The sequence below is a fragment of the Streptomyces rishiriensis genome (assembly GCF_030815485.1).
GTDB lineage: Bacteria > Actinomycetota > Actinomycetes > Streptomycetales > Streptomycetaceae > Streptomyces > Streptomyces rishiriensis_A.
Genome location: NZ_JAUSWV010000003.1, coordinates 90,246 through 113,357 on the forward strand (window position 1 = coordinate 90,246; position 23,112 = coordinate 113,357).

The 23,112-nt window shown below is 72.5% G+C and carries 13 protein-coding genes; 3 read left to right on the forward strand and 10 right to left on the reverse strand.

Going from position 1 to position 23,112, the window contains the following annotated elements:
• Window positions 1–2 precede the first annotated feature (2 nt).
• Together QF030_RS40255 and QF030_RS40260 are read left to right on the forward strand one after the other, a co-directional pair.
• Window positions 3–1,172 carry a hydroxymethylglutaryl-CoA synthase gene (locus QF030_RS40255; protein WP_307167939.1) on the forward strand — a complete coding sequence of 390 codons (1,170 nt, stop codon included), beginning with the start codon at window positions 3–5 and terminating at the stop codon, window positions 1,170–1,172.
• A gap of 149 nt (window positions 1,173–1,321) precedes the next feature.
• Complete coding sequence (locus tag QF030_RS40260) at window positions 1,322–2,299, forward strand: 3-oxoacyl-ACP synthase III family protein (protein ID WP_307167966.1); 978 nt, start codon at window positions 1,322–1,324, stop codon at window positions 2,297–2,299.
• A 686-nt stretch (window positions 2,300–2,985) separates the two neighbouring features.
• Here the strand turns inward: QF030_RS40260 and QF030_RS40265 are convergent.
• From QF030_RS40265 to QF030_RS40310, 10 genes are all read right to left on the reverse strand, one after another.
• Complete coding sequence (locus tag QF030_RS40265; RefSeq protein WP_307167940.1) at window positions 2,986–3,309, reverse strand: DUF6059 family protein; 324 nt, start codon at window positions 3,307–3,309, stop codon at window positions 2,986–2,988.
• Between the two features lie 254 nt (window positions 3,310–3,563).
• Window positions 3,564–3,686 (reverse strand): hypothetical protein, encoded by a 123-nt coding sequence (locus QF030_RS40270; RefSeq protein ID WP_307167942.1) that lies wholly within the window; start codon window positions 3,684–3,686, stop codon window positions 3,564–3,566.
• A 24-nt stretch (window positions 3,687–3,710) separates the two neighbouring features.
• The gene (ahcY, locus tag QF030_RS40275; protein ID WP_307167943.1) at window positions 3,711–5,168 is read right to left on the reverse strand and encodes an adenosylhomocysteinase; all 1,458 of its coding nucleotides are present in this window, start codon (window positions 5,166–5,168) and stop codon (window positions 3,711–3,713) included.
• Window positions 5,146–6,051, reverse strand: a complete 906-nt coding sequence (gene metF, locus QF030_RS40280; RefSeq protein WP_307167944.1) for a methylenetetrahydrofolate reductase [NAD(P)H] — start codon at window positions 6,049–6,051, stop codon at window positions 5,146–5,148. The genes ahcY and metF overlap by 23 nt, the downstream gene beginning before the upstream one ends.
• Window positions 6,048–9,551, reverse strand: coding sequence for a methionine synthase (metH, locus tag QF030_RS40285; protein ID WP_307167945.1), 3,504 nt, complete (start codon window positions 9,549–9,551; stop codon window positions 6,048–6,050). Before metH ends, metF begins: the two co-directional genes overlap by 4 nt.
• Window positions 9,548–10,531: a carbohydrate kinase family protein gene (locus QF030_RS40290; protein WP_307167946.1), complete on the reverse strand. Its 984-nt coding sequence runs from the start codon at window positions 10,529–10,531 to the stop codon at window positions 9,548–9,550. Before QF030_RS40290 ends, metH begins: the two co-directional genes overlap by 4 nt.
• A 90-nt stretch (window positions 10,532–10,621) precedes the next feature.
• Window positions 10,622–11,830, reverse strand: a complete 1,209-nt coding sequence (gene metK, locus QF030_RS40295; protein WP_307167947.1) for a methionine adenosyltransferase — start codon at window positions 11,828–11,830, stop codon at window positions 10,622–10,624.
• Window positions 11,831–12,543: 713 nt separating this feature from the next.
• Window positions 12,544–16,332 (reverse strand): condensation domain-containing protein, encoded by a 3,789-nt coding sequence (locus QF030_RS40300; protein WP_307167948.1) that lies wholly within the window; start codon window positions 16,330–16,332, stop codon window positions 12,544–12,546.
• Between the two features lie 532 nt (window positions 16,333–16,864).
• Window positions 16,865–17,818 (reverse strand): aromatase/cyclase, encoded by a 954-nt coding sequence (locus QF030_RS40305; RefSeq protein WP_307167949.1) that lies wholly within the window; start codon window positions 17,816–17,818, stop codon window positions 16,865–16,867.
• 186 nt (window positions 17,819–18,004) lie between these two features.
• Complete coding sequence (locus tag QF030_RS40310; protein WP_307167950.1) at window positions 18,005–18,757, reverse strand: thioesterase II family protein; 753 nt, start codon at window positions 18,755–18,757, stop codon at window positions 18,005–18,007.
• A gap of 412 nt (window positions 18,758–19,169) precedes the next feature.
• Here QF030_RS40310 and QF030_RS40315 point away from each other — a divergent pair, with 412 nt between their 5' ends.
• Window positions 19,170–21,452: a (Fe-S)-binding protein gene (locus tag QF030_RS40315; protein WP_307167951.1), complete on the forward strand. Its 2,283-nt coding sequence runs from the start codon at window positions 19,170–19,172 to the stop codon at window positions 21,450–21,452.
• Window positions 21,453–23,112 lie beyond the last annotated feature (1,660 nt).

Below are 23,112 nucleotides of genomic sequence, written 5' to 3' on the forward strand. Positions count from 1 at the left end.
GTATGTCCATATCCATCGGAATCCACGATCTGTCGATCGCGACGGCCGAGTTCGTCCTGCCGCACACGGCGCTCGCCGCCTACAACGGCACCGACATCGGCAAGTACCACGTGGGCATCGGCCAGGAGTCGATGAGTGTTCCCGCCGCTGACGAGGACATCGTGACGATGGGTGCGGCGGCGGCCGCACCGATCATCGCCCGGCACGGCAAGGACCGCATCCGCACGGTCGTCTTCGCCACCGAGTCCTCGATCGACCAGGCGAAGGCCGCCGGGGTGTACGTCCATTCGCTGCTCGGGCTGCAGTCGGCGACCCGCGTCGTCGAACTGAAGCAGGCCTGCTACGGGGCGACGGCGGCCCTGCAGTTCGCCATCGGCCTGGTGCAGCGCGACCCCGCCCAGCAGGTCCTGGTGATCGCCAGCGACGTCTCCAAATACGAGCTGGACAGCCCCGGTGAGGCCACCCAGGGCGCGGCCGCGGTGGCCATGCTGGTCTCGGTCGACCCCGCCCTGGTGCGCATCGAGGACCCCTCCGGCCTGTTCACCGCCGACGTCATGGACTTCTGGCGGCCGAACTACCGCGATGCGGCCCTGGTCGACGGGCAGGAGTCCATCGGCGCCTACCTGCAGGCGGCGGAGGGCACCTGGAAGGACTACACGGAGCAGGGCGGCCGCTCGCTCGAGGAGTTCGCCGCGTTCTGCTACCACCAGCCGTTCACGAAGATGGCCTACAAGGCCCACCGTCACCTGCTGAACTACTGCGGCTACGACACCGACAAGGACGTCATCGCCCGCGATCTGGGGCAGACCACCGCCTACAACACCGTGATCGGCAACAGCTACACCGCGTCGGTGTACCTGGGCCTGGCCGCGCTGCTGGACCAGGCGGACGACCTGAGCGGCCGGCCCGTCGCCTTCCTCAGCTACGGCTCCGGCAGCGTCGCGGAGTTCTTCGCCGGGACCGTGGTCGCCGGCTACCGCGAGCACCTGCGGACCGAGGAGAACCAGGAGGCGATCAGCCGGCGCACACCGGTCGACTACGCCGGCTACCGCGCACTGCACGAGTTCAAGTTCCCCGCCGACGGCGGCGACCACGCCACCCCCGAGCAGACGACGGGGCCGTTCCGGCTGGCCGGGATCAGCGGCCACAAGCGCCTCTACCAGCGGCGCTAGCGCGCCGCCCGGGCGCGCACAGGCAGACGGGGCGGCCTTCACCGGGGCCGCCCCGCCTGCCCGGCGCCCTGTTCGCACCGTTTTCCAACACCACCTGAGGGGAGGGCAGCCGCATGCAAGACGTGACGATCCTCGGTACGGGCAGCCCCATGAAGGACGTCAGGATCCTCGGTACGGGTGCCTGTGTGCCGGACCGGATCGTCTCCAACGACGAGGTCGGTGCGCCGGCCGGGGTCGACGACGCATGGATCACCCGCAAGACCGCGATCCGCGAGCGGCGCTGGGCCGCCCCGGAGCAGGCCACGTCGGACCTGGCCACGGCCGCGGCGCGGGCCGCGATGGAATCGGCCGGCATCACGGCCGAGCAGCTGTCGGTGATCGCGGTCGCCACGTCCACCCCGGACCGGCCCCAGCCGCCGACGGCCGCCTACGTCCAGCGCAATCTCGGCGCGTCCGGCACCGCGGCGTTCGACGTCAACGCGGTGTGTTCGGGCACCGTGTTCGCGCTCTCCGCGGTCGGCAGCGTCATCCTGCGGCGGGGCGGCTGTGCGCTGGTCATCGGCGCCGACGTGTACTCGCGCATCCTGAACCCGGCCGACCGCAAGACGGTCATCCTGTTCGGCGACGGCGCCGGCGCGATGGTCCTGGGCCCGGCCGACCGGGGCCCGCTGGTGCGCCATGTCGCCCTGCACACGTTCGGCGCGCTCGCGGACCTGATCCAGGTGCCCGCGGGCGGCAGCCGGCTGCCCGCCGACCAGGGCGCCCTCGACGCCGGGCTGCAGTACTTCGCGATGGACGGGCGCGAGGTGCGCCGCTTCGTGGTGGAGGAACTGCCGCAGCTGGTCAAGGGATTCCTCCACGAGGCCGGCGTCGGAGCGGAGGACATCAGCCACTTCATCCCGCACCAGGCCAACGGCATCATGCTCGACGAGGTCTTCGCGGACCTGTCCCTGCCCCGCGCCACCATGCACAAGACGGTGACGCACTACGGCAACACCGGGGCCGCCTCCATCCCGATCACCTTGGACGCGGCCGTCCGCGAGGGCGCCTTCCGCCCGGGCGAGCTGATCCTGATGGCCGGATTCGGCGGCGGCATGGCCGCGAGTTTCGCGCTGGTCCAGTGGTGAGGACCGCCCGCGAACGTGCCGGGACCACCCCGTGCCGCGCCCGCCCGCCCCGGCACCACTGACCCCCTCGAACCCCTCAGCCCCGGCCCGGGCCGAGGGGTTCACCGCGCTGATGGCCGGCACCATCGGCCGGCCCGGCCCCGGCGCCTGGCGCCCGCGGCTGCCCCGCCTGGACATCGACGAGGTCGTCACCACCGTCCGAGCCCCGCCCCGCCGGCAGCTGGTGACCACACCCCACACCCCGCACCCCGCACCCCGCACTCCCGTATCCCGGCACAGGGCTGCGCAGTGCGGGGCGCAGGCGCACCTGTCGTCCCGGCACAGGGCTGCGGGGGCGGCGGGGGCACGCCCGGGTCGTGACCGCTGCGGGGCACGCCCGGGTCGCCGTCAGGCGGCCGCACGCCGGTGCTCTGCGCGCCGGCGGCTGTCCGGCCGGCGGCTGTCCGGCCGGCGGCTGTCCGGCCGGCGGCTGTCCGGCCGGCGGCTGCGGGCCCCGCAGCGGTCACCAACTCCCTTACGGACGCGGCTGGCCGGGCCCCGCCGGGCCGGCCGTGTCCCGGACGGCGGGGGCCGGCGCGCAGGCCCGCCGGCGCCTGCCGTGCGCCGAACACCGAGGGCCTGCCCGGCGGAGCGGGGCGCGGACGCGGGGTCCGCACCCTGATCCGCCGGACAGGCCCCGGGCGGGGTCAGCTGCCGTCACGGACGCGGTCGTAGGCCGGCCACAGTTCGTGGGCGAGCAGCATCTCCTGTTCGGACAGCGGGATGTCTTCCCGCAGCCGCTCGGGGTGGGCGGGCGGTGGCCCGCCGGCCCCCGGCGGCAGTTCCATGAACCGTGCCCGGGCGTAGCGCACCAGGCGGCTCTTGGGGCGTGCGGCGAAACGGGACGGGTCCATGCCCTGCACCGCCTCGGGCCCCACATAGAGGGCTCCCAGGCACGCCAGCGCCCGCCCCACGGCCCGCAGCAGGCCGTTGATCAGCCGCAGAGCGCCACGCAGTATCCGAAGAATCATGTCTGCACCTCCGCACCTCCACTCGTCGTTGCTACAGAGACTGGCAAGGTTCACTCGTGGACCGATCGAGGAGGCGTGGCGCACGGCGATGCTGTTTTTCGGCCCCCGGGCGCCCTGTTCCGGTGCGGGCGGCGCCGTACCGCGGGCGCGGCAGGGCGCGGGTGCGGCGGTGGGCGGGCGCGGCGGTGGGCGGGCAGGACGACGAGGCGCGCTGCAGCGGATGCGTGCAGCGCGCCTCGGTGTGGTGGCGGGGGTCAGTCGATACCGCGTACGAGATGGGACTCCCCCATGTCGTCCTCGTCGATGCCGGCGAGCCGGAGCGGCGGGGCCGGGGCGTCCTGGGGCTGCCTGTGGTCCTCCTTCGAAAGGTCGTGCACCTGGTCCTCCTTGGGTCGGTCGGCTCAGTAGCGGTAGTGGTCCGGCTTGTAGGGGCCTGCGGCGTCGACGCCGATGTAGGCGGCCTGGTCGGGGCGCAGCGTGGTGAGTTTGACGCCGAGTGCGTCCAGGTGGAGGCGGGCGACCTTCTCGTCGAGGTGCTTGGGCAGGGTGTGGACGCCGGTCGGGTACTGCTCGGGCTTGGTGAACAGCTCGATCTGGGCCAGGGTCTGGTCGGCGAAGGAGTTGGACATCACGAAGGAGGGGTGGCCGGTGGCGTTGCCCAGGTTGAGCAGGCGGCCCTCGGACAGCACGATGAGGACCTTGCCGTCCGCGAAGGTCCAGGTGTGGACCTGCGGCTTGACCTCGTCCTTGACGATGCCGGGGATGCGGGCGAGGCCGGCCATGTCGATCTCGTTGTCGAAGTGGCCGATGTTCCCGACGATGGCCTGGTGCTTCATCCGGGCCATGTCGGCGGCCATGATGATGTCCTTGTTGCCGGTGGTGGTGATGAAGATGTCGGCCGTCTCGACGACCTCGTCGAGCGTGGTGACCTGGTAGCCGTCCATCGCCGCCTGCAGCGCGCAGATCGGGTCGATCTCGGTGATGATCACCCGGGCGCCCTGGCCGCGCAGCGACTCCGCGCTCCCCTTGCCGACATCGCCGTAGCCGAAGACGACGGCGGTCTTGCCGCCGATGAGGACGTCGGTGGCGCGGTTGATGCCGTCGATCAGGGAGTGGCGGCAGCCGTACTTGTTGTCGAACTTGGACTTGGTGACGGCGTCGTTGACGTTGATCGCCGGGAACAGCAGGGCGCCCTCGCGCTGCATCTCGTACAGGCGGTGGACACCGGTCGTGGTCTCCTCGGTCACGCCGCGGATCTCCGAGGCGAGCTGCGTCCACTTCTGCGAGCCCTCGGTGATGGTGCGGTTGAGGAGCTCGAGGACGACGCGGTGCTCGTCGTTGTCGGCGGTGTCGACGGAGGGGACCTTGCCGGCCTTCTCGTACTCGACGCCCTTGTGGACCAGCAGGGTGGCGTCGCCGCCGTCGTCGAGGATCATGTTCGGGCCGGCGTGCCCGGGCCAGGTCAGCGCCTGCTCGGTGCACCACCAGTACTCCTGGAGGGTCTCGCCCTTCCAGGCGAAGACCGGGACGCCCTGCGGGTCCTCGGGGGTGCCGTGGGGGCCGACGGCGACGGCGGCGGCCGCGTGGTCCTGGGTGGAGAAGATGTTGCAGGACACCCAGCGGACCTCGGCGCCGAGGGCGACCAGGGTCTCGATCAGGACGGCGGTCTGCACCGTCATGTGCAGCGAGCCCGTGATGCGGGCGCCGGCCAGCGGCTGCGTCTCGGCGTACTCCTTGCGGATCGCCATCAGGCCGGGCATCTCGTGCTCGGCCAGGGTGATCTCCTTGCGGCCGAACGCGGCCAGGGAGAGATCGGCGACCTTGAAGTCCGTGAAGTCAGTGCTGGGCTGCGAGGACATGCCGGGTACTCCTTGAGTTCGTTACGTTGCGGTGGATTTCGAGCGTCGCCGTCGAGCGGTTCAGGGTGATGTAGTGCAGTCCGGGGGCGCCTTCGGCGAGGAGCCGCTGGGCCATCGCGGTGGCGTGCTCGACGCCGATGCGGTGGCCGTCGGCGGGGTCGTCGCGCACGGCGTCCAGGCGGTGGGCCAGGTCCTCGGGGAAGGCGGCGCCGCTGAGTTCGGCGAAGCGGGCGATCTGGCGTACGTCGGTGGCCGGCATGATCTCCGGGATGATCGGGGTGTCGCAGCCCGCGGCGGTCACCCGGTCGCGCAGCCGCAGATAGTCCTCGACGCGGAAGAACATCTGGGTGATGGCGTAGTCGGCGCCCGCCCTGCACTTGGCGACGAAGTGGCGGATCTCGCTGTCCCAGTCCGATGAGCGCGGATGGCGCTCCGGGAAGGCCGCCACGCCGACGCTGAAGTCCCCCGACTCCTTGACCAGGGCGACCAGTTCATGGGCGTGGGTGAAGCCGTCGGGGTGCGCTGTCCAGGGGCCGTTCGGGTCGCCGGGCGGGTCGCCGCGCAGGGCGAGGACGTCGCGCACGCCGGCGTCGGCGTACTGGCCGATGATGTGGCGCAGTTCCGCCACCGAGTGGCCGACCGCGGTCAGGTGGGCGACGGGGCGCAGGGTCGTCTGGGCGGCGATCCGTTTGGTCACCTCGACGGTGCGGTCCCGGGAGGAGCCGCCGGCGCCGTAGGTGACCGAGACGAAGGTGGGCGCGAGGGGTTCGATCCGGCGGATCGCCTCCCACAGCGTCCGTTCGCCCTTGGCCGTCTTGGGCGGGAAGAACTCGAAGGAGAACGACGGGCCTGCCCGGCCGAGGGTGTCGCGCAGGGTGGTCATGTGCGGCCTCCGGCGTTGAAGTAGCTGGCCTCGGGGTGGTGCACGACGATGGCGTCCGTGGACTGTTCGGGGTGCAGCTGGAACTCCTCGGACAGGTGGACGCCGATGCGCTCGGGCCGCAGCAGGCCGGCGATCTTGGCGCGGTCCTCCAGGTCGGGGCAGGCCGGGTAGCCCAGGGAGTAGCGGCAGCCCTGGTACTCGGTGCGGAACATGGCGTCCAGTGAGGTGGGGTCGGCCGAGGCGATACCGAGTTCGGCGCGCACGCGTGCGTGCCAGTACTCGGCGAGGGCCTCGGCCAATTGCACGGACAGGCCGTGCAGTTCGAGGTAGTCGCGGTAGGCGTCGGCCTCGAAGAGCTTCGCGGTCTCCTCGCCGATGCGGGAGCCGACGGTGACGACCTGGAGGGCGACGACGTCGCTCTCCCCCGACTCCTGGGGGCGGAAGAAGTCGGCCAGGCACAGGCGGCGGCCGCGGCGCTGGCGGGGGAAGGAGAAGCGGGTCAGTTCGGAGCCGTTGTCGTCCAGCAGGATCAGGTCGTCGCCCTTGGAGACGGCACGGAAGTAGCCGTGCACGACGGCCGCCTCGAGGAGGTTGTCGGTCTGGAGCCGGTCGAGCCAGCCGCGCAGGCGGGGCCGGCCCTCGGTCTCGAGGAGTTCCTCGTAGGTCGGGCCGCCGCCGGCGCGGGTCTGCTTCAGGCCCCACTGGCCCTTGAACAGGGCGTTCTCGTCGAGCCAGGAGGCGTAGTCCCTGAGCGGGATGCCCTTGATGACGCGGGTGCCCCAGAACGGCGGGGTGGGCACAGGGTTGTCGGTGGCGACGTCGGAGCGTCCTTCTTCGGGGCGCTCCTGGGGGATGACGGGGGCACTGGCGGTGGTCCTGACCCGGCGCTGCTTCAGCTCGGGCAGTTTCGCGCCGGGTACCTGCCGTTTGACGGCGATGAGGGCGTCCATCAGGCGCAGGCCCTCGAAGGCGTCGCGGGCGTAGCGGACCTCGCCCTGGTAGATCTCGTGCAGGTCCTGCTCGACGTAGGCGCGGGTGAGGGCGGCGCCGCCGAGGATGACGGGGTAGTCGGCGGCCATCTTGCGCTGGTTGAGCTCCTCCAGGTTCTCCTTCATGATCACCGTGGATTTGACCAGCAGGCCGGACATGCCGATGACGTCGGCGCGGTGCTCCTGCGCGGCTTCCAGGATCGCGGAGACGGGCTGTTTGATGCCGAGGTTGACGACGGTGTAGCCGTTGTTGGACAGGATGATGTCGACGAGGTTCTTGCCGATGTCGTGGACGTCGCCGCGCACGGTCGCCAGCACGATGGTGCCCTTGCCCTCGTCGTCGGTCTTCTCCATGTGCGGCTCGAGATGAGCCACCGCGGTCTTCATCACCTCGGCGGACTGCAGCACGAACGGCAGCTGCATCTGCCCGGAACCGAACAGCTCACCGACCACCTTCATGCCGTCCAGGAGCGTCTCGTTGACGATGTCCAGAGCGGGCCGGCTCCGCAGGGCCTCGTCGAGATCGGCCTCCAGGCCGTTCTTCTCACCGTCGATGATCCGGCGCTTGAGGCGCTCGTCCAGCGGCAGCGCGGCCAGTTCCCCGGCCCTGCCCGCCTTCAGCGACTTGGTGGTGGCCCCCTCGAACAGCGCCATCAGCTTCTGCAGCGGGTCGTAGCCCTCGGCACGGCGGTCGTAGATCAGATCGAGGGCGGTGGCCACCTCCTCCTCACTGAACCGGGCGATGGGCAGAATCTTCGACGCGTGCACGATCGCCGAGTCCAGACCCGCCTTCACGCACTCGTCGAGGAAGACCGAGTTCAGCAGCACCCGCGCGGCCGGGTTCAGACCGAAGGAGATGTTCGACAGACCCAGCGTCGTCTGCACGTCGGGGCGGCGGCGCTTGAGTTCACGGATCGCCTCGATCGTGGCGACACCGTCGCCCCGCGACTCCTCCTGACCGGTGCAGATGGTGAAGGTCAGGGTGTCGATGAGGATGTCGCACTCCTGGATGCCCCAGTTGCCGGTCAGATCCTCGATGAGCCGCTCGGCGATGGCCACCTTCGTCTCGACCGTGCGGGCCTGGCCCTCCTCGTCGATGGTCAGCGCGATCAGCGCCGCCCCGTGCTCGCGGGCCAGCTCCGTCACCTTCACGAAGCGCGATTCGGGGCCGTCACCGTCCTCGTAGTTCACCGAGTTGATGACCGCCCGCCCGCCCAGCCGCTCCAGACCCGCCCGCAGGACGTCGATCTCCGTGGAGTCCAGCACGATCGGCAGCGTCGACGCGGTCGCGAAACGCCCCGCCAGCTCGTCCATGTCCGCGACACCGTCACGGCCCACGTAGTCCACGCACAGGTCGAGCATGTGCGCGCCCTCACGGATCTGCTCGCGGGCCATCTCCACACAGTCGTCCCAGCGGCCCTCCAGCATCGCCTCACGGAACTTCCTCGAACCGTTGGCGTTCGTCCGCTCACCGATCGCCAGGTACGCGGTGTCCTGACGGAACGGGACGCTCTGGTAGAGCGAGGCGGCGCCGGGCTCGGGGCGCGGGTCGCGTGGTGGCGGGGTCATGGCGCGCACCCGGTCGGCGACCTGGCGCAGATGCTCCGGTGTGGTGCCGCAGCAGCCGCCGACCAGCGACAGGCCGTACTCGCGGACGAAGTTCTCCTGGGCGTCGGCCAGTTCGGAGGCGCTCAGCGGGTAGTGGGCGCCGTTCGTGCCCAGGACCGGCAGGCCCGCGTTGGGCATGCAGGACAGCGGGATGCGGGAGTGGCGGGCCAGGTGGCGCAGGTGCTCGCTCATCTCGGCGGGGCCGGTCGCGCAGTTCAGGCCGATCATGTCGATGCCGAGGGGTTCCAGCGCGGTCAGCGCGGCGCCGATCTCGGAGCCGAGCAGCATGGTGCCGGTCGTCTCCACCGTCACGGACACGATGAGCGGCACGTCCAGGCCCAGCGCCTGCAGGGCGCGGCGGGCGCCGAGGACGGAGGCCTTGGTCTGCAGCAGGTCCTGGGTGGTCTCCACGAGCAGCGCGTCGGCGCCGCCCGCGACCAGGCCCTCGGCGTTTTGCTGGTAGGCGTCGCGCAGGACGGTGTAGGGGGCGTGGCCCAGGGTGGGCAGCTTGGTGCCGGGGCCGATCGAGCCCAGCACCCAGCGGGTGCGGCCGTCGCGTGCGGTGAAGGCGTCGGCGCTCTCGCGGGCCACGCGGGCGCCGGCCTGGGACAGTTCGTGGACGCGTCCGGCGATGTCGTACTCGCCGAGGGCGGCGTGGTTGGCGCCGAAGGTGTTCGTCTCGACGCAGTCGACGCCCGCGTCGAAGTAGGCGCGGTGCACCGAGGCCACGATGTCGGGGCGGGTGACGTTGAGGATCTCGTTGCAGCCCTCGAGCTGCTCGAAGTCCTCCAGGGTGGGCTCCTGGGCCTGGAGCATGGTGCCCATCGCGCCGTCGGCCACCACCACACGGGTGGCGAGCGCCTCGCGGAGCGCGGTGATGCGGGCCTTGTGCTCAGCGCTCATGACTGTTCTCCGAGGACGGATGCGAGCGGGCCGCTCGCCTGGGGGCCGTAGGTTCGCTCGACGAGGGCGGACAGCTGCGCCGGGTCGACCTCGTAGGACTGTGAGCCGACCGCGCCGAGGACCACGGCGGCCAGCGCGTTTCCCAGCCGGGCCGCGGGCTCCAGCGGCGCGCCGTGGCTGACGGCGGCCAGGAAGCCGGCGCGGAAGGCGTCGCCGACGCCGGTGGGGTCGCTGGTGTGGGCGCCGGGGACCGCGGGGACGACGAGCGGGGGCTGTCCGGCGCGTTCGACCCGTACGCCCTTCTCGCCCAGGGTGGTCACCCAGGTGCCGGCGGCCGCGAGGACCTCGTCATGGGTGAAGCCGGTGCGCTCCTTGAGCAGTGCGGCCTCGTACTCGTTGGTGAACAGCCAGGTGGCGCCGTCCACCAGGGCACGGACCTGGTCGCCGTCCAGGCGGGCCAGCTGCTGCGAGGGGTCGGCGGCGAAGGGGACGCCCAGGGCCCGGCACTGGGCGGTGTGGCGCAGCATCGCCGCCGGATCGTTGGGCGAGACGAGGACCAGGCCCGGCCGTTCGGGGCCGGTGAGCAGGGGGTGCAGGTCGATGTCGTGCGCCGTGGTCATCGCGCCGGCGTAGAACGCGGCGATCTGGTTGGCGTCCTCGTCGGTGATGCACAGGAAGCGGGCGGTCTGCCGGTCGGGGCAGACCCGCACTGCCGCGGTGTCGACGCCGTGTTCCTTCAGCCACACCTCGTACTCGGCGAAGTCCGGGCCGACCGCCCCGACCAGGAGCGGTGACAGTCCGAAGCCGCCGAGGCCGAAGGCGATGTTGGCGGCGACGCCGCCGCGGCGCACCTCCAGGCGGTCGACGAGGAAGGACAGCGAGACATGGGCGAGCTGGTCGGGCAGCAGCTGGTCCGCGAACCGTCCGGGGAAAACCATCAGATGGTCGGTGGCTATGGATCCTGTCACCGCGATGCGCACAAGTACTCCTTCGCTCGCTTCGGTCGCTGATCGCCGGTGGTGCGCGGCGTCGGCCGCGACCGTCGGGCCCGGCCGTCCAAGGGGTCAAGCTCAGCTGTCCGCGGCTGCCTTGAGCTGCTGGGCACGGTCGGTGCGTTCCCAGGTGAAGTCCGGCAGTTCGCGGCCGAAGTGGCCGTAGGCGGCGGTCTGGGCGTAGATCGGGCGCAGCAGGTCGAGGTCGCGGATGATCGCGGCCGGGCGCAGGTCGAAGACCTCCCCGATGGCCTGCTGGATCTTCTCCACCGCGACGGTGTGGGTGCCGAAGGTCTCCACGAACAGCCCCACCGGCTCGGCCTTGCCGATCGCGTACGCCACCTGCACCTCGCACCGTGAGGCCAGGCCGGCCGCGACGACGTTCTTGGCGACCCAGCGCATCGCGTAGGCGGCGCTGCGGTCCACCTTGGAGGGGTCCTTGCCGGAGAAGGCGCCGCCGCCGTGGCGGGCCATGCCCCCGTACGTGTCGATGATGATCTTGCGTCCGGTCAGGCCGGCGTCGCCCATCGGGCCGCCGATCTCGAAGCGTCCCGTCGGGTTGACGAGCAGGCGGTACCCGTCCGTCTCCAGCTTGATGCCCTCGTCGGCGAGCTGGCCCAGCACATGCTCGACGACCTCCTGGCGGATGTCGGGGGTGAGCAGGGACTCCAGGTCGATGTCGCAGGCATGCTGCGAGGAGACCACCACGGTGTCCAGGCGGACCGCTTTGTCGCCGTCGTACTCGATGGTGACCTGCGTCTTGCCGTCGGGCCGCAGATAGGGGACGGTGCCGTCCTTGCGGACCTGGGTCAGACGGCGCGACAGCCGGTGCGCCAGCTCGATGGGCAGCGGCATCAGGTTCGGCGTCTCGTCCGTCGCGTAGCCGAACATCAGGCCCTGGTCGCCGGCGCCCTGCCGGTCCAGCTCGTCCTCGTCGCCCTCGACCCGTGACTCGTACGCCGTGTCCACGCCCTGGGCGATGTCCGCCGACTGCGCGCCGATGGACACCGAGACCCCGCACGAGGCCCCGTCGAAGCCCTTGGCCGACGAGTCGTAACCGATGTCGAGGATGGCGTCGCGCACCAGCTGGGCGATCGGGGCGTAGGCCGAGGTGGTGACCTCGCCGGCGATGTGCACCTGGCCGGTGGTGATCAGCGTCTCCACCGCGACCCGCGAGGCGGGGTCCTGACCCAGCAGCGCGTCCAGGATCGTGTCGCTGATCCGGTCCGCGATCTTGTCGGGATGTCCTTCGGTCACGGACTCCGAGGTGAAAAGACGACGGGACATGACTCTCCAGATGGTTGATGGCCCAAGCGAAGGGCGTCCGAGGCCGGGCGGAGGGCCGCCCGTGTCACTGCCACGATGTGCGACCCCGAACGAGGAGCACTTGAAGGCCGACGGAACAGCAGCGGAGCGGACCGCTCCAGCGGCTGTGCCGTGCCGCGCGGCAAAGCTGCCGCGTGCGCCCGCGCGGCAAAGCTGCCGCGCGGCACGGACACGCCGGTGGCGCGGCGCCCCGGTTCCGCCCTGCGATCCGTTCTCTTCCGGCCCGTTGCGGATCCGGCCTGCGCCTCCGGCCTGTTGCGGATCCGGCCTGCGCCTCCGGCCTGTTGCGGATCGGGTCCTGCGATCCGTCCGGTTCCGGATCGGGCCTGGCTGAGATCCGTTCTGTTCCGGATCCGTCCTGCGTCCGTCCTGCTTCCGGATCCGTCCGGTTCCGGATCGGGCCTGGCTGAGATCCGTTCTGTTCCGGATCCGTCCTGCGTCCGTCCTGCTTCCGGATCCGTCCTGCACCGGATCCGTCCTGGCTGCGGATCCGTCCTGGCTGCGGATCCGTCCTGCACCGGATCCGTCCTGGCTCCGGATCCGTCCTGCACCGGATCCGTCCTGGCTCCGGATCCGTCCTGGCTGCGGATCCGTCCTGCACCGGATCCGTCCTGCGTCCGTCCTGCTTCCGGATCCGTTGCGTTGCGGAGCCCGTCCTGTAGGGCGTGTTCGTCTCAGTCGTCCGGTGCGGCGGCGTCCCGGAGGGCACGGGCGAGTGCGAGGGCGCGCGCCCGCTCGTCCGCGAACGCGCCGGTGAGCACCACGCGGGGCGGGCGGCCGCCGTCGGCCGCGATACGCCGGGCGATGTCGCAGGCGAGGGCGCCCGCGCCGGAGAACCCTGCGAGCAGCAGGGGACGGTCCGCTGCGCGGGCGGCCAGGGCGGGCCCGGCGTCCTCGGCGCCGGTGGTGAGGACCAGCAGTTCCTGCGGGCCCGCCCAGGTGTGGGGCAGCAGGTCGTAGCAGGTCGCGTCCGCGCCCGGCGGCGGGATCAGGCAGATCGTGCCCGCCTGTTCCTGCCCCGCGGCGCGCAGGGTGACCAGCGCGGTGTCGGGGCCGGCGGCGAGAGCGTCGGCCATGCGCGGGACGGCCCTGCCCTGCAAAATCTTCAGGACCTCCGCGACGGTGGTGGACTCGCCCGCCCACAAGGGGAGTTCACGCAGCAGCAGGGCACTTTGCACCAGCAGCTCGGCAGCGCCCTCCTCGTCGAGCACGTCACGGTCGTGCACCCCGGTGAGGACCAGGCCGCCGGCGTCGTCGTGGTGGGCGAGCAGCCCGATGGGCAGCAGCGACCGGGCGGGCACGGTGCCCGAGAACTCGGCCCGTATCCCCTGTGCGGCGAGTTCCTCCTCCAGGCCTTCCACCGGATGCGGCGGGTCCTCGAAGACGATGACGGTGTCGGCGGGGTCGGTGCCCGCGCCGTGCCGGGCCCGGGCACGGACCCGGTCGGCGGGGACCCATTCATAGGCGGCCATGTCCAGGGCGTGGTCGCGCAGGCGCCGCATCAGGTCCGTCAGCGTGCCCGCCGGGTCCACCTCGACGGTGACGGGCAGCGCGTTGCGCAGCGGCCCCGGCATCCGGGCCACGCCGTCGAACGGTATCCCGCGCCCCGGAACGCTCACCGCGAAGCAGACCGGGGCCGGGCCGGCGGCGTCGCAGGCGCGGTGGATGAGTATCGCCCAGACGGCCTGCAGTGCGCTGCTCTCCGCGATGCCCCACAGGCCGGCCCAGCGCGCGAGGCGGACGGTTTCCGCGGGGTCCAGGCGCAGCCGGGCGCGGCCGACCCCGGTCGGCCGCGTGGCCCCGCCGGAGGAGCGGCCCGGGAGCGAGGCCGCGGTCTCGGGCGGGGCGGAGCGCGCCCAGAACACCCGTACGGGCTCCAGGTCCTGGGCCGCGATCCAGGCGGTGTAGTCCCGCAGGTCGGGGCGGCGCTCGCCACCGGGCAGGACGCCGCCGGCGAGATAGGCGCGGTAGAACTCGCGCAGCAGGATGTGCGCGCTCCAGGTGTCGAGCAGCGCCCGGTGGTAGGTGAGCACGATCCGGGTGGGCGGGGCGGTGCCGTCGGGCGCGGTGTGCTCCGTCTCCAGCAGGGTCAGGCGCAGCGCTCCGGGGCAGCGCAGGTCGAAGCCGCGCAGCCGGTCGCGTTCCAGGAGAGGCTGCCAGTCGTCGCCGCGATGGATGCGGTGGGTGATGTCGGCGGTGACCTTGCTGTGCACCATGAGCTGCGGTTCGGGGCCGCCGGTGAACGCGGTGCGCAGCACCGCTTCGCAGTCGAAGACCGACTGCCAGGCCGTGGTGAAGCGTTCCGGGTCGAGCGGGCCGTGCCAGACCCAGACGAGCTGCTCGACGTGGCGGCCGGTGCCGGGCTGTGCGTCGCCGCCGGCGAACAGCGCCACCTGCTGGGGGGTGGCCGGGAAGAGGGACGGGATGGGGGCGGCCCAGGCGTCGGCCAGCTGCGTCAGCAGGTCGCGCAGCAGGTCCGCGAGGGCGGCGACAGAGGTGTCGGTGATGTCTTCGGTGAGGTCGTGGACCCGCTCGAGGCCGATGTGCAGCCTGCCGCCGGCGATCCGGGCGTGCGCCTCGACGGGGTGCGCGGGCCGGCCCGGCCGGTGCGGTGCGCTGCCGTGCGCGGAGCCGGGCAGCAGCTCGCCCGGAGCGTGCAGGTGCAGGCAGAGCTGGGCGGGCGTCAGTTCGCGCAGGGCATTGCGCAGCAGCGGGTCGGGGCTCCATTCACGGCAGGCCCCGAAACCCGCGCCGCCCGCGGCGTGGCCCGCGGCGGCGGCCAGCGGGCCGGACAGTGCGGCCAGTTGGCCGAGGGGGTCGAGGCCGGGTTCCAGGGTGAGGTGGACCGGGTGCAGGTCGGTGAGCCGGCCCACGTGCCGCTCCAGGCCCTGGTGGCCGGGCCGGGGGTCGCTGCGGACGTCGAGGCTGATGTCGTCGGCGCCCTGCCAGCGGGCGAGGGCCAGGGCGAACACCCCGGTCAGGAGCTGCCCGGCAGTCAGCGCGAGCCGCTGGGCCAGGCCCTGGGTGATCCGCTCGGTGCCGTCCTCGTCCAGAACGAAACGCAGAGCACAGTCCCGGCCGGGGTTCTGGGCGCGGTCCCGGCCGGGGCCCTGGGCGAAGCCCTGGCCGGGGTCCTGGCCAGGGTTCTGGCCGGGGTTCTGGCCGGGGTTCTGGCCGGGGTCCTGGCCGGGGTTCTGGCCGGGGTCCTGGGCGAAGCCCTGGCCGCCGGGGCCCTGGACGCGGTCGTGGGTGAAGCCCTGGCCGGGGTCATGGGCGGGGCCGGTGTGCAGGATCGTGCCGGGTGCGGTGTCCTGCGTGTCGGCGGAGACGGTGCCGGCCCTGTCGCCGGGCCGGGATGCCCGTGCGGATCGGCGGGAGCCGAGCGCCCGGGACCTGCGCTCGGCGACGGAGGTCCAGTGGCGGACCTCGGCGGGGTCGCGGGCCAGCTCCCGCAGTCCGGTGACCCAGTCGGCCAGGCCGTCCGGGGCACGCTTCGGCCGCGCCGGAACCGCGGGCGCGGCCGCGCCGAGGGCGGCGGTCAGGTCGTCGAGCAGGATCTGCCAGGACGCGGTGTCCACGGCGAGTTCATGGACGACCACGGCGAGCCGGTCGGCACGCGGCCCTGCCGGACGGTGGTCCCTGGCGAGCAGGGCCCGCAGCTGGACGCCCCGGTACGCGTCGAGAGTGCGGCCGACCGAGGCGACCGCTGCGGCGAAGCCGGCCTCGTCGCTGAACTCCCCCTCCGCCAAAGGATCCTGGACGCCCCCGGCCTCGACCCCCTCTCCAGCCACAGCCTTGGCCCCGTCCGCAGCCTCGGCCGCAGCCTTGGCCCCGTCCGCAGCCTCGGCCCGGACCTCGGCGCCGTACCCGTCCGCAGTCCCGGCTCCCACCCCGTCCGCAGGTGCGGACCGGGTTTCGGCCCCGGCCCTGGCGACAGTCCCGTCGGCGGGGCTGTCGGCGGCCGTGCCGGCGGTCATGGGCTGCCCGGTCAGTCGGTCGCCCGCAGGGTCGAGGCGGGAGCGCAGCTGGGGGTGGGCGGCCAGGACCGTGTGCAGCGCCTCGCGTACCGCGGCCGCGTCCAGCGGAGCGGCCGTTTCGATGGACACCGCCTCGTAGCCGTGTCCGGCGGCGGGTGTGAGGAGTGCGTACTGGGCGGGGGTGAGCGGGTGGTCGGCCGCGCGCGGTTCGGTGAGCAGGTCGGCGATGCGGCCCACCACGGTGGCGGCGGCAGTCTCCCGCGTCGCTGTGAACCGGAGCGTGTGATGGTCGGGGCCGTGGCGCAGCAGCCGGTGCCTGGGCACGGTCCCGGCCGGTTCGCGGGCGGTGAGTTCGCCCAGGACGTGTTCCAGGGCGGCGGGGTCGAGGGGCCCGCGCAGCTCGAGGTCCCACGGGGCCGCGTACGGGGCGGGCCCGGGGGCGACGACCACGGAGATCGCCTCGCGCGAGGAGCGGGAAACAGTCATGCGTGTCCGGGGGGGTGCGGCCCGCTGGGGCCGGCGCGTTCCCCTCTCTCCTTTCTCTGGGCGCTGTACGGGCTGCGAGGTGGCGCTCGCCCGGCCCCGGTGAGGACGGGGCCGGGCGCCGTGCCGGTGGTTGGGCCTGCCGGGTCCGGTCCTGGAGCGTGACGGACGGTGCGTGTCCGGCGGGATGCGGGCGCGGTGCGGGGCGGGCGCGGTGCGGGGTGTGCCGGGGCCGTGGTGTTCGGGTGGTCCTGCAGGGCGCCTCCTGGTCCGCGGGAGTCCACAACGGTCGGGTTGGCCACGCTAGTGGCGGTAGCGCCCGAAGTCCGTTTTCCCGAGCGGGTGTGCAGCGGTGCCCGAGCGGTGCCCGAGCCCGCGGGCTGCCCGTGCGGGCGCGGGCACGGCGCAGGGCGCGGCAGCGGGTGTCCGCTGCGCGCGCCCGCGCAAACCTTCGCTCGGCAGCCGGTGCCCCCGCGTGCCCCCGCGCGTCCGCGCGGCGGGCCGGGAGGGTGCCGTGCGGGTGCGTGCGGCGGTGTCACAGCATGCGCACGGCGCTTTCCGCGTGCCGCTTGGCGTGGGCGAGCAGGGCCCGGCTGTCCCGGCCGAGTTCCTCGCGCACGTGCCGGCGCGCCTGTGCCAGGCCCGCGTGCTCGCCGAGCACGGCGGTGATGTTCTCCTCGCGCAGCACGACGCTGTGCTGGGCGATGACGGTCACCCCGGACTCGTCCGGGACGACGGACCATTCGCCGGTGTGGGCCTCCAGCAGGGTGTGGGGCGCGGTCTGCTTGTGGACGATGCGTCCGGCGTGCGGGAAGCAGATCCGCACCGAGCCGGTGGTGTGCGAGCCGTATTCGGTCAGTGTCTGCGTGGTCAGGCGCTGCACGCCGGGCGCGTCCTCGGTGAGGTCGGCCCGGGTGACGTGCGGGACCAGGTCGGGCCAGTCCCCGGCCCGGTAGAGGAAGTCGTAGACCAGTTCGGCCGGGCCGTTGACGCGCACCGAGTCCTCGAAGGTCAGGACCAGGTCGTCCAGGCGCGTCCACCGTTCGGCGAAGCTCTTGAGCTCGGCGAGCTGGGTGCGGCTGCTGGCGTCGGCGACGCGCCATGCCCACGCCCCGGTCTCGGGCAGGTCGCTGCTGACGCTGAAGTCGTACAGCAGCTCGAGCTCGGTGCGGTGCGGGCCCTGGGAGCGGGCGTGGAAGGTGCCGCCCATCGAGTTCAGCGGGGCGGCGGGCAGTTCCTGGCGGAACTCGATGCGGCGCTGCACGGGGTCCAGGTGCCGCCAGGAGGTCCACGACTTCAGCTGCCCGTCCAGGAGGGACCACATCCGCAGGCGCTCTCGGTCGCCGTCGCTCTCCAGGCGCTCCACATGGACGCTCGGGGAGAAGCAGAGCGGCAGTTTCGCCGCATCGGCCAGCACGGCGTAGACCACGCCGGCGGGCGCGGCCACGTGCACCGTGTGCGTCGCTCTGTCGACACGCTCACCAGACATCCGAACACCTCTCTTCACATTGCGCCGGCGGGGACGGGGACGGAACACCTACAGGTTTCAGACGGCCGCACGAGAACCGCTGGATCATGAGCGGACCGCGGACCGCTGGCTGCGGGCCGCGGGCCGGCCGGGGGTCCGGTGGCGTGCGGGCGCGGTGGGCCGCCCCGGGCGTGCGGGTCACGCGGATCAGCCGACGGGCGCGGGCTGCTGGGCCAGGCGGCGGGTGACGCGGCAGGCGCGGCCCAGGAGCCGGGGCAGTTCGCGGCCGCCGCGTACGAAGAAGTGGCGGCCGGGGACGGTGCGGGTCCAGGCGGGTCCCACGGTCCACTGGCGCCAGCCGTCGGCGACCGTGGGCGGTGCCAGCGGGTTGTCCTGTGAGGCGACGACGAGGAGCGCGGTGGTGAGCGGACCGGCGCAGGAGGGCCTGCGGGCCGCCTCGTCCAGGGCCCGGGCGAGTTCGAGTTCGGCGCGCAGCACCGGCAGCATGGCGCGCAGGAGGATCCCCTCGTCGCTGCTGGGCGGCACGGCGCCGTTGCCGCCGAGCACCCGCAGCAGTTCGGCGTCCGTCGCCCCGCGCACGTCCGGCAGCCCGGCGTACGCCTGCGGCGGCGAGTGGGCGCCGACGGCGAGGAGCGCGGGGCCGGGCAGGCCGGCCTCGTGCAGGGCGCGCGTGACGCTCAGGGCGACCATCGCGCCCAGGCCGTGCCCGTACAGGACGTACGGGCCGGGGTGGGGGTCGGTGAAGAGGGGCAGCACATCGGCGAGCAGCGCCTCATGGGTGCTCACCCGGGGTTCGGACCGGCGCCGGTCGCCGCCCGGCAGGGAGACCGGGACCACCTCCACGCCGGGTCCGGCGCTCGCCGGCCAGCGCTCGAAGAGCGACTCGCCCCCGGTGGAGTGCGCGAAACAGTAGAGCCGCACTGGCTGTTGGTCCGACATGGCGCCCTCCTGTACCTGTGCCCCTGGTCGCACGGGGTGGGATCCAAGAGTGGCCGCACCTCCTCAAGTGCCGCTCGAGAGCGGGCTGAGAGCGGCCCGCGTGCGGGCGGGGTGACAGGAGCGGGGTGCGTCGCCCCCCGGCCGGGGGTTCCTCGAGCGGCGCTCGATTCCGGCTGGAGCGCCCTGGTGCCGGGCGGCGGCCCGCCGGGCGGCGCCGGCGGCAACCGGGCCTGCCCGGCGCGGTGTTGGGGCGGGCGGTAGCGGGCCGGGGCGGCCGCGGGCACGGCGGGCGCGGCGACACAGCTCACGGTGATCCCGGCTTCATTGCGGGGCCCCGAGTGGGTAGTCTCAGACCCGGACCCATAAGTTACCGCTTAGTAGATTCGCTCTCGCAGGTTCGAGGAGCCCGCCCATGCAACTCGCCGCGATCATCGTTTCGCTGGCACTCATCATCGTCGGCAGCGCACTGTTCGTCCGCGCCATCGGCGAGTTGTTCCGCCACATCAGGCTGGGCCAGCCGGTGCCCGCCGGCAGCCGGACCGCCCACCCCTACCGGCGCAGTGTGACGGTGGTGAAGGAGTTCCTCGGCCACACGCGGATGAACCGGTGGGGCGTCATCGGTGTGGCGCACTGGTTCGTGGCGGTCGGCTTCTACACCCTGATCGTGACGCTGGTGAACGCCACCGGCCAGCTCTTCGAGGCGGACTGGGCGCTTCCGTTCCTCGGCCACTGGCTGCCCTACGAGCTCTTCGTCGAGGTGATCGGCACCCTGACGGTGGCCGGCATCGCCGTGCTCATCGTGATCCGGCAGCTGAACCTGCCCGCGCGCCCCGGCCGCAAGTCCCGCTTCACCGGCTCCAAGTCCGGCCAGGCGTACTTCATCGAGTCCGTCATCCTCACCATCGGCCTCGCGATCATGACGCTGCGCGGTCTGGAGGGCGCCCTGGCGGGCGTCGGGCACTGGGAACCGGCGTACCTGGTCTCCTATGCGCTGGTCCCCGCGTTCAGGGGGCTGGATGCCGCCACGCTGGAGAACCTGGTCTACCTGGTCGCGATGATCAAGATCAGCGTCTCGTTCATCTGGATGATCGTGGTCTCGCTGAACACCAACATGGGTGTGGCCTGGCACCGCTTCCTGGCGTTCCCCAACATCTGGTTCAAGCGCAACGCCGACGGCGCCACCGCGCTGGGCGCCCTGCTGCCGATGACGTCGGGCGGCAGACCGATCGACTTCACCGATCCCGGCGACGACGACGTCTTCGGCGTCTCCCAGGTCGAGCAGTTCTCCTGGAAGGGCCTGCTGGACTTCTCCACCTGCACCGAGTGCGGCCGCTGCCAGTCGCAGTGCCCCGCCTGGAACACCGGCAAGCCGCTCTCCCCCAAGCTGCTGATCATGTCGCTGCGCGACCACGCCCACGCCAAGGCCCCCTACCTCCTGGCCGGCGGCGGCAAGACCGCCGAGGGCGAGGAGAAGGCGACGGCGCAGCAGCTCGAGAACGTGCCCGCGCCCGCCCTCGCCGAGGCCGCACGCCCGCTGGTCGGCACCGCCGAGGAAGGCGGCGTCATCGACCCGGACGTGCTGTGGTCGTGCACCACCTGCGGCGCCTGCGTCGAGCAGTGCCCCGTCGACATCGAGCACGTCGACCACATCGTCGACATGCGCCGCTACCAGGTCATGATCGAGTCCGCGTTCCCCTCCGAGGCGGGCACGATGCTCAAGAACCTGGAGAAGAAGGGCAACCCCTGGGGCCTGGCGAAGAAACAGCGCCTGGAATGGACGAAGGAAGTCGACTTCGACATCCCCGTCGTCGGCCGCGACATCGACGACCTCACCGACGTCGAGTACCTGTACTGGGTCGGCTGCGCCGGCGCCCTGGAGGACCGCGCGAAGAAGACCACCAAGGCCTTCGCCGAACTCCTGCACATCGCCGGCGTCAAGTTCGCGATCATGGGCGGCGACGAGAAGTGCACCGGCGACTCCGCCCGCCGCCTGGGCAACGAACCCCTCTTCCAGGAACTCGGCACCGACAACGTCATGGCCCTGAACACCGCCTTCGGCGAGGAACTCGACGACGACGGCAAGGCCACCCAGGAATCGAAGAAGCCGCAGTCCGCGAAGAAGATCGTCGCGACCTGCCCGCACTGCCTCAACACCCTCGGCAACGAATACCCGCAGCTCGGCGGCGACTACGAAGTCATCCACCACACCCAGCTGCTCCAGCACCTCATCGACGAGGCCAGACTCATCCCCGTCACCCCCGTCGAGGGCCTCATCACCTACCACGACCCCTGCTACCTCGGCCGCCACAACAAGATCTACACACCCCCGCGCGAGATCATCGCCAGCGTCCCCGGCCTGCGCAACGAAGAGATGCACCGCCACAAGGAACGCGGCTTCTGCTGCGGCGCCGGCGGCGCCCGCATGTGGATGGAAGAGCGCATCGGCAAACGCATCAACAACGAACGCGTCGACGAAGCCCTCTCCCTCGACCCCGACATCGTCTCCACCGCCTGCCCCTTCTGCCTCGTCATGCTCACCGACTCCGTCAACGGCAAGAAGAACGAAGGCAAGGCCAAGGACACCGTCCAGGTCGTCGACGTCTCCCAGCTCCTGCTCGAATCCGTCAAGACCCCGGCCGGTCCGGCGGGTTTGCCCGGGAGCCGGGAAACGGCCGAGCCCGAGCCCGTCAACTAGCCCGCCCCAGCGCGCCGGACAGCGCGTCAGGTTGCCCGCCCCAGCGCGTCAGGCAGCGCGCCCTCAGCGCGCCGCCGTCCGCTGCGGCGGGCAACGGCGCACGCGGCAGCGCCGCTCACCGGCCCGCCGCCGGCCAGGACAGGGCACGGTAGCGGCTGAACGCCTCACGAGCGTCCGCGGCGAACGCCTCGTGAGGCATCGGGCCGGCCGGCTCGTCCCGCGTCAGCCAGGCGTGCCAGGCGACTCCCCGCGGGGTCGGGATGCACGGGACGGCGCACCGCACACTCGTGCAGAGCGAGCCGGCAAGGGCTGATCACGCCCGCGCACCGGAACCCGAGCCCGAACCGCGGGCGCACCCCCCGACACCGAGTTCTCGGGCGACAGCTCCCGCGCCGCGGCGTCCCCGTACGGCTCGCCGGCCTCCCCCGGCCCCGCCCAGCGGCCGGTTGCACTGCCCCGCCGAAGCGCGACACGTCATCGGGACGGCGGTGGACCAGGATCCGCCCGGCCCCGTCACGGCACACCGTGGCCGCCACCCGGTGCAGCCCTGATTGCCGTACCGCAATCGGCCCTGTCCACGACGCCCAGCACCTCGTCCCAGCCCCGTCGACACGGTCGACCCACTCACGTCATGGCCCCGCCCTGGCAGGAAGCGCCGGCAACCGGCAGGGCGGCTGACGCAGCCCACGCCGGGCCCGTTCTTCTCCTACGGCGGTCACGAACCCGGGGCAGGTGATTCCCCGGCACGGCGCCGGGGGAATCACTCGACACCGGGCACGAGAACACGGCGTCCGCACCGCGCGAGAAGCCCCGCGGTGGTCGCACCGGCAAAGCCGCCGCCGATGACCATCACGCCGAAAGGACCGGGACACCCGGAGACACCGGACGGCATGCGAGGTCTTCCCGCACGTCACGCGAAGATTCTTTCCGTTCCCGCAGAACGGGGTTCGCAGAAAAGAATGCGAATACCGACGGCCGGCCCCATCGCCCGCCCCACCCGGTAAGACATCCGAAGAGGCCAGAGGCCAGCGGAAATGACCAGAAGCCAATGGCCAGTGCCCAATGGCCAGTGGCCATTGGGCACTGGCCATTGGGTATTGGGTATTTCCGCCTGCTTTCCGTCCCCTGCTCCACGAATACCGTCATTCAAAGAAGCGGCAGTGACGCAAACGTCAGCCGTCCGGCCGGCAGTCGGTCCGGCGGACCGGAAAAAGGGCGGCGGGCCGGACGCCGATCCGGCGGGCCGGGAGACCGTGCGCCGCGCCGGTCCGTGACGAAGGACAGCGCCGGACTGGTGGCGGGGTGCGGGCCGCGGCGCTCGCCGAATCGGCACCGCGGCCCGCACCGCGGCCCGCATCGCGGCGGCATGCCCCGCGGCCTGCGGGCCGGCGTCCGCCGCGCCGGCCCGCCCGGCGCCGGCTTCGCGGGCAGGGGTGGCGCCGGGAGCCTTCGTCCCGGACAGCGCGAGCGCCCGTTCGGCGCGGCCGGCGGCCCGGAGGCGGGAAGACGGCCCGGAGGCAGGCAAGGCAGGGGAAGGAGGCAGGCTTCCTCGCCTGTCGTCACCTTGCCCCCGCGCCCCGCGCCCCGCGCCCCGCGCCGCGGGCCGCGGGCCGGTGCTACCCGTGTGCTGCCCGGCCCCCCGTGTGCGGCGGGGCCGGGC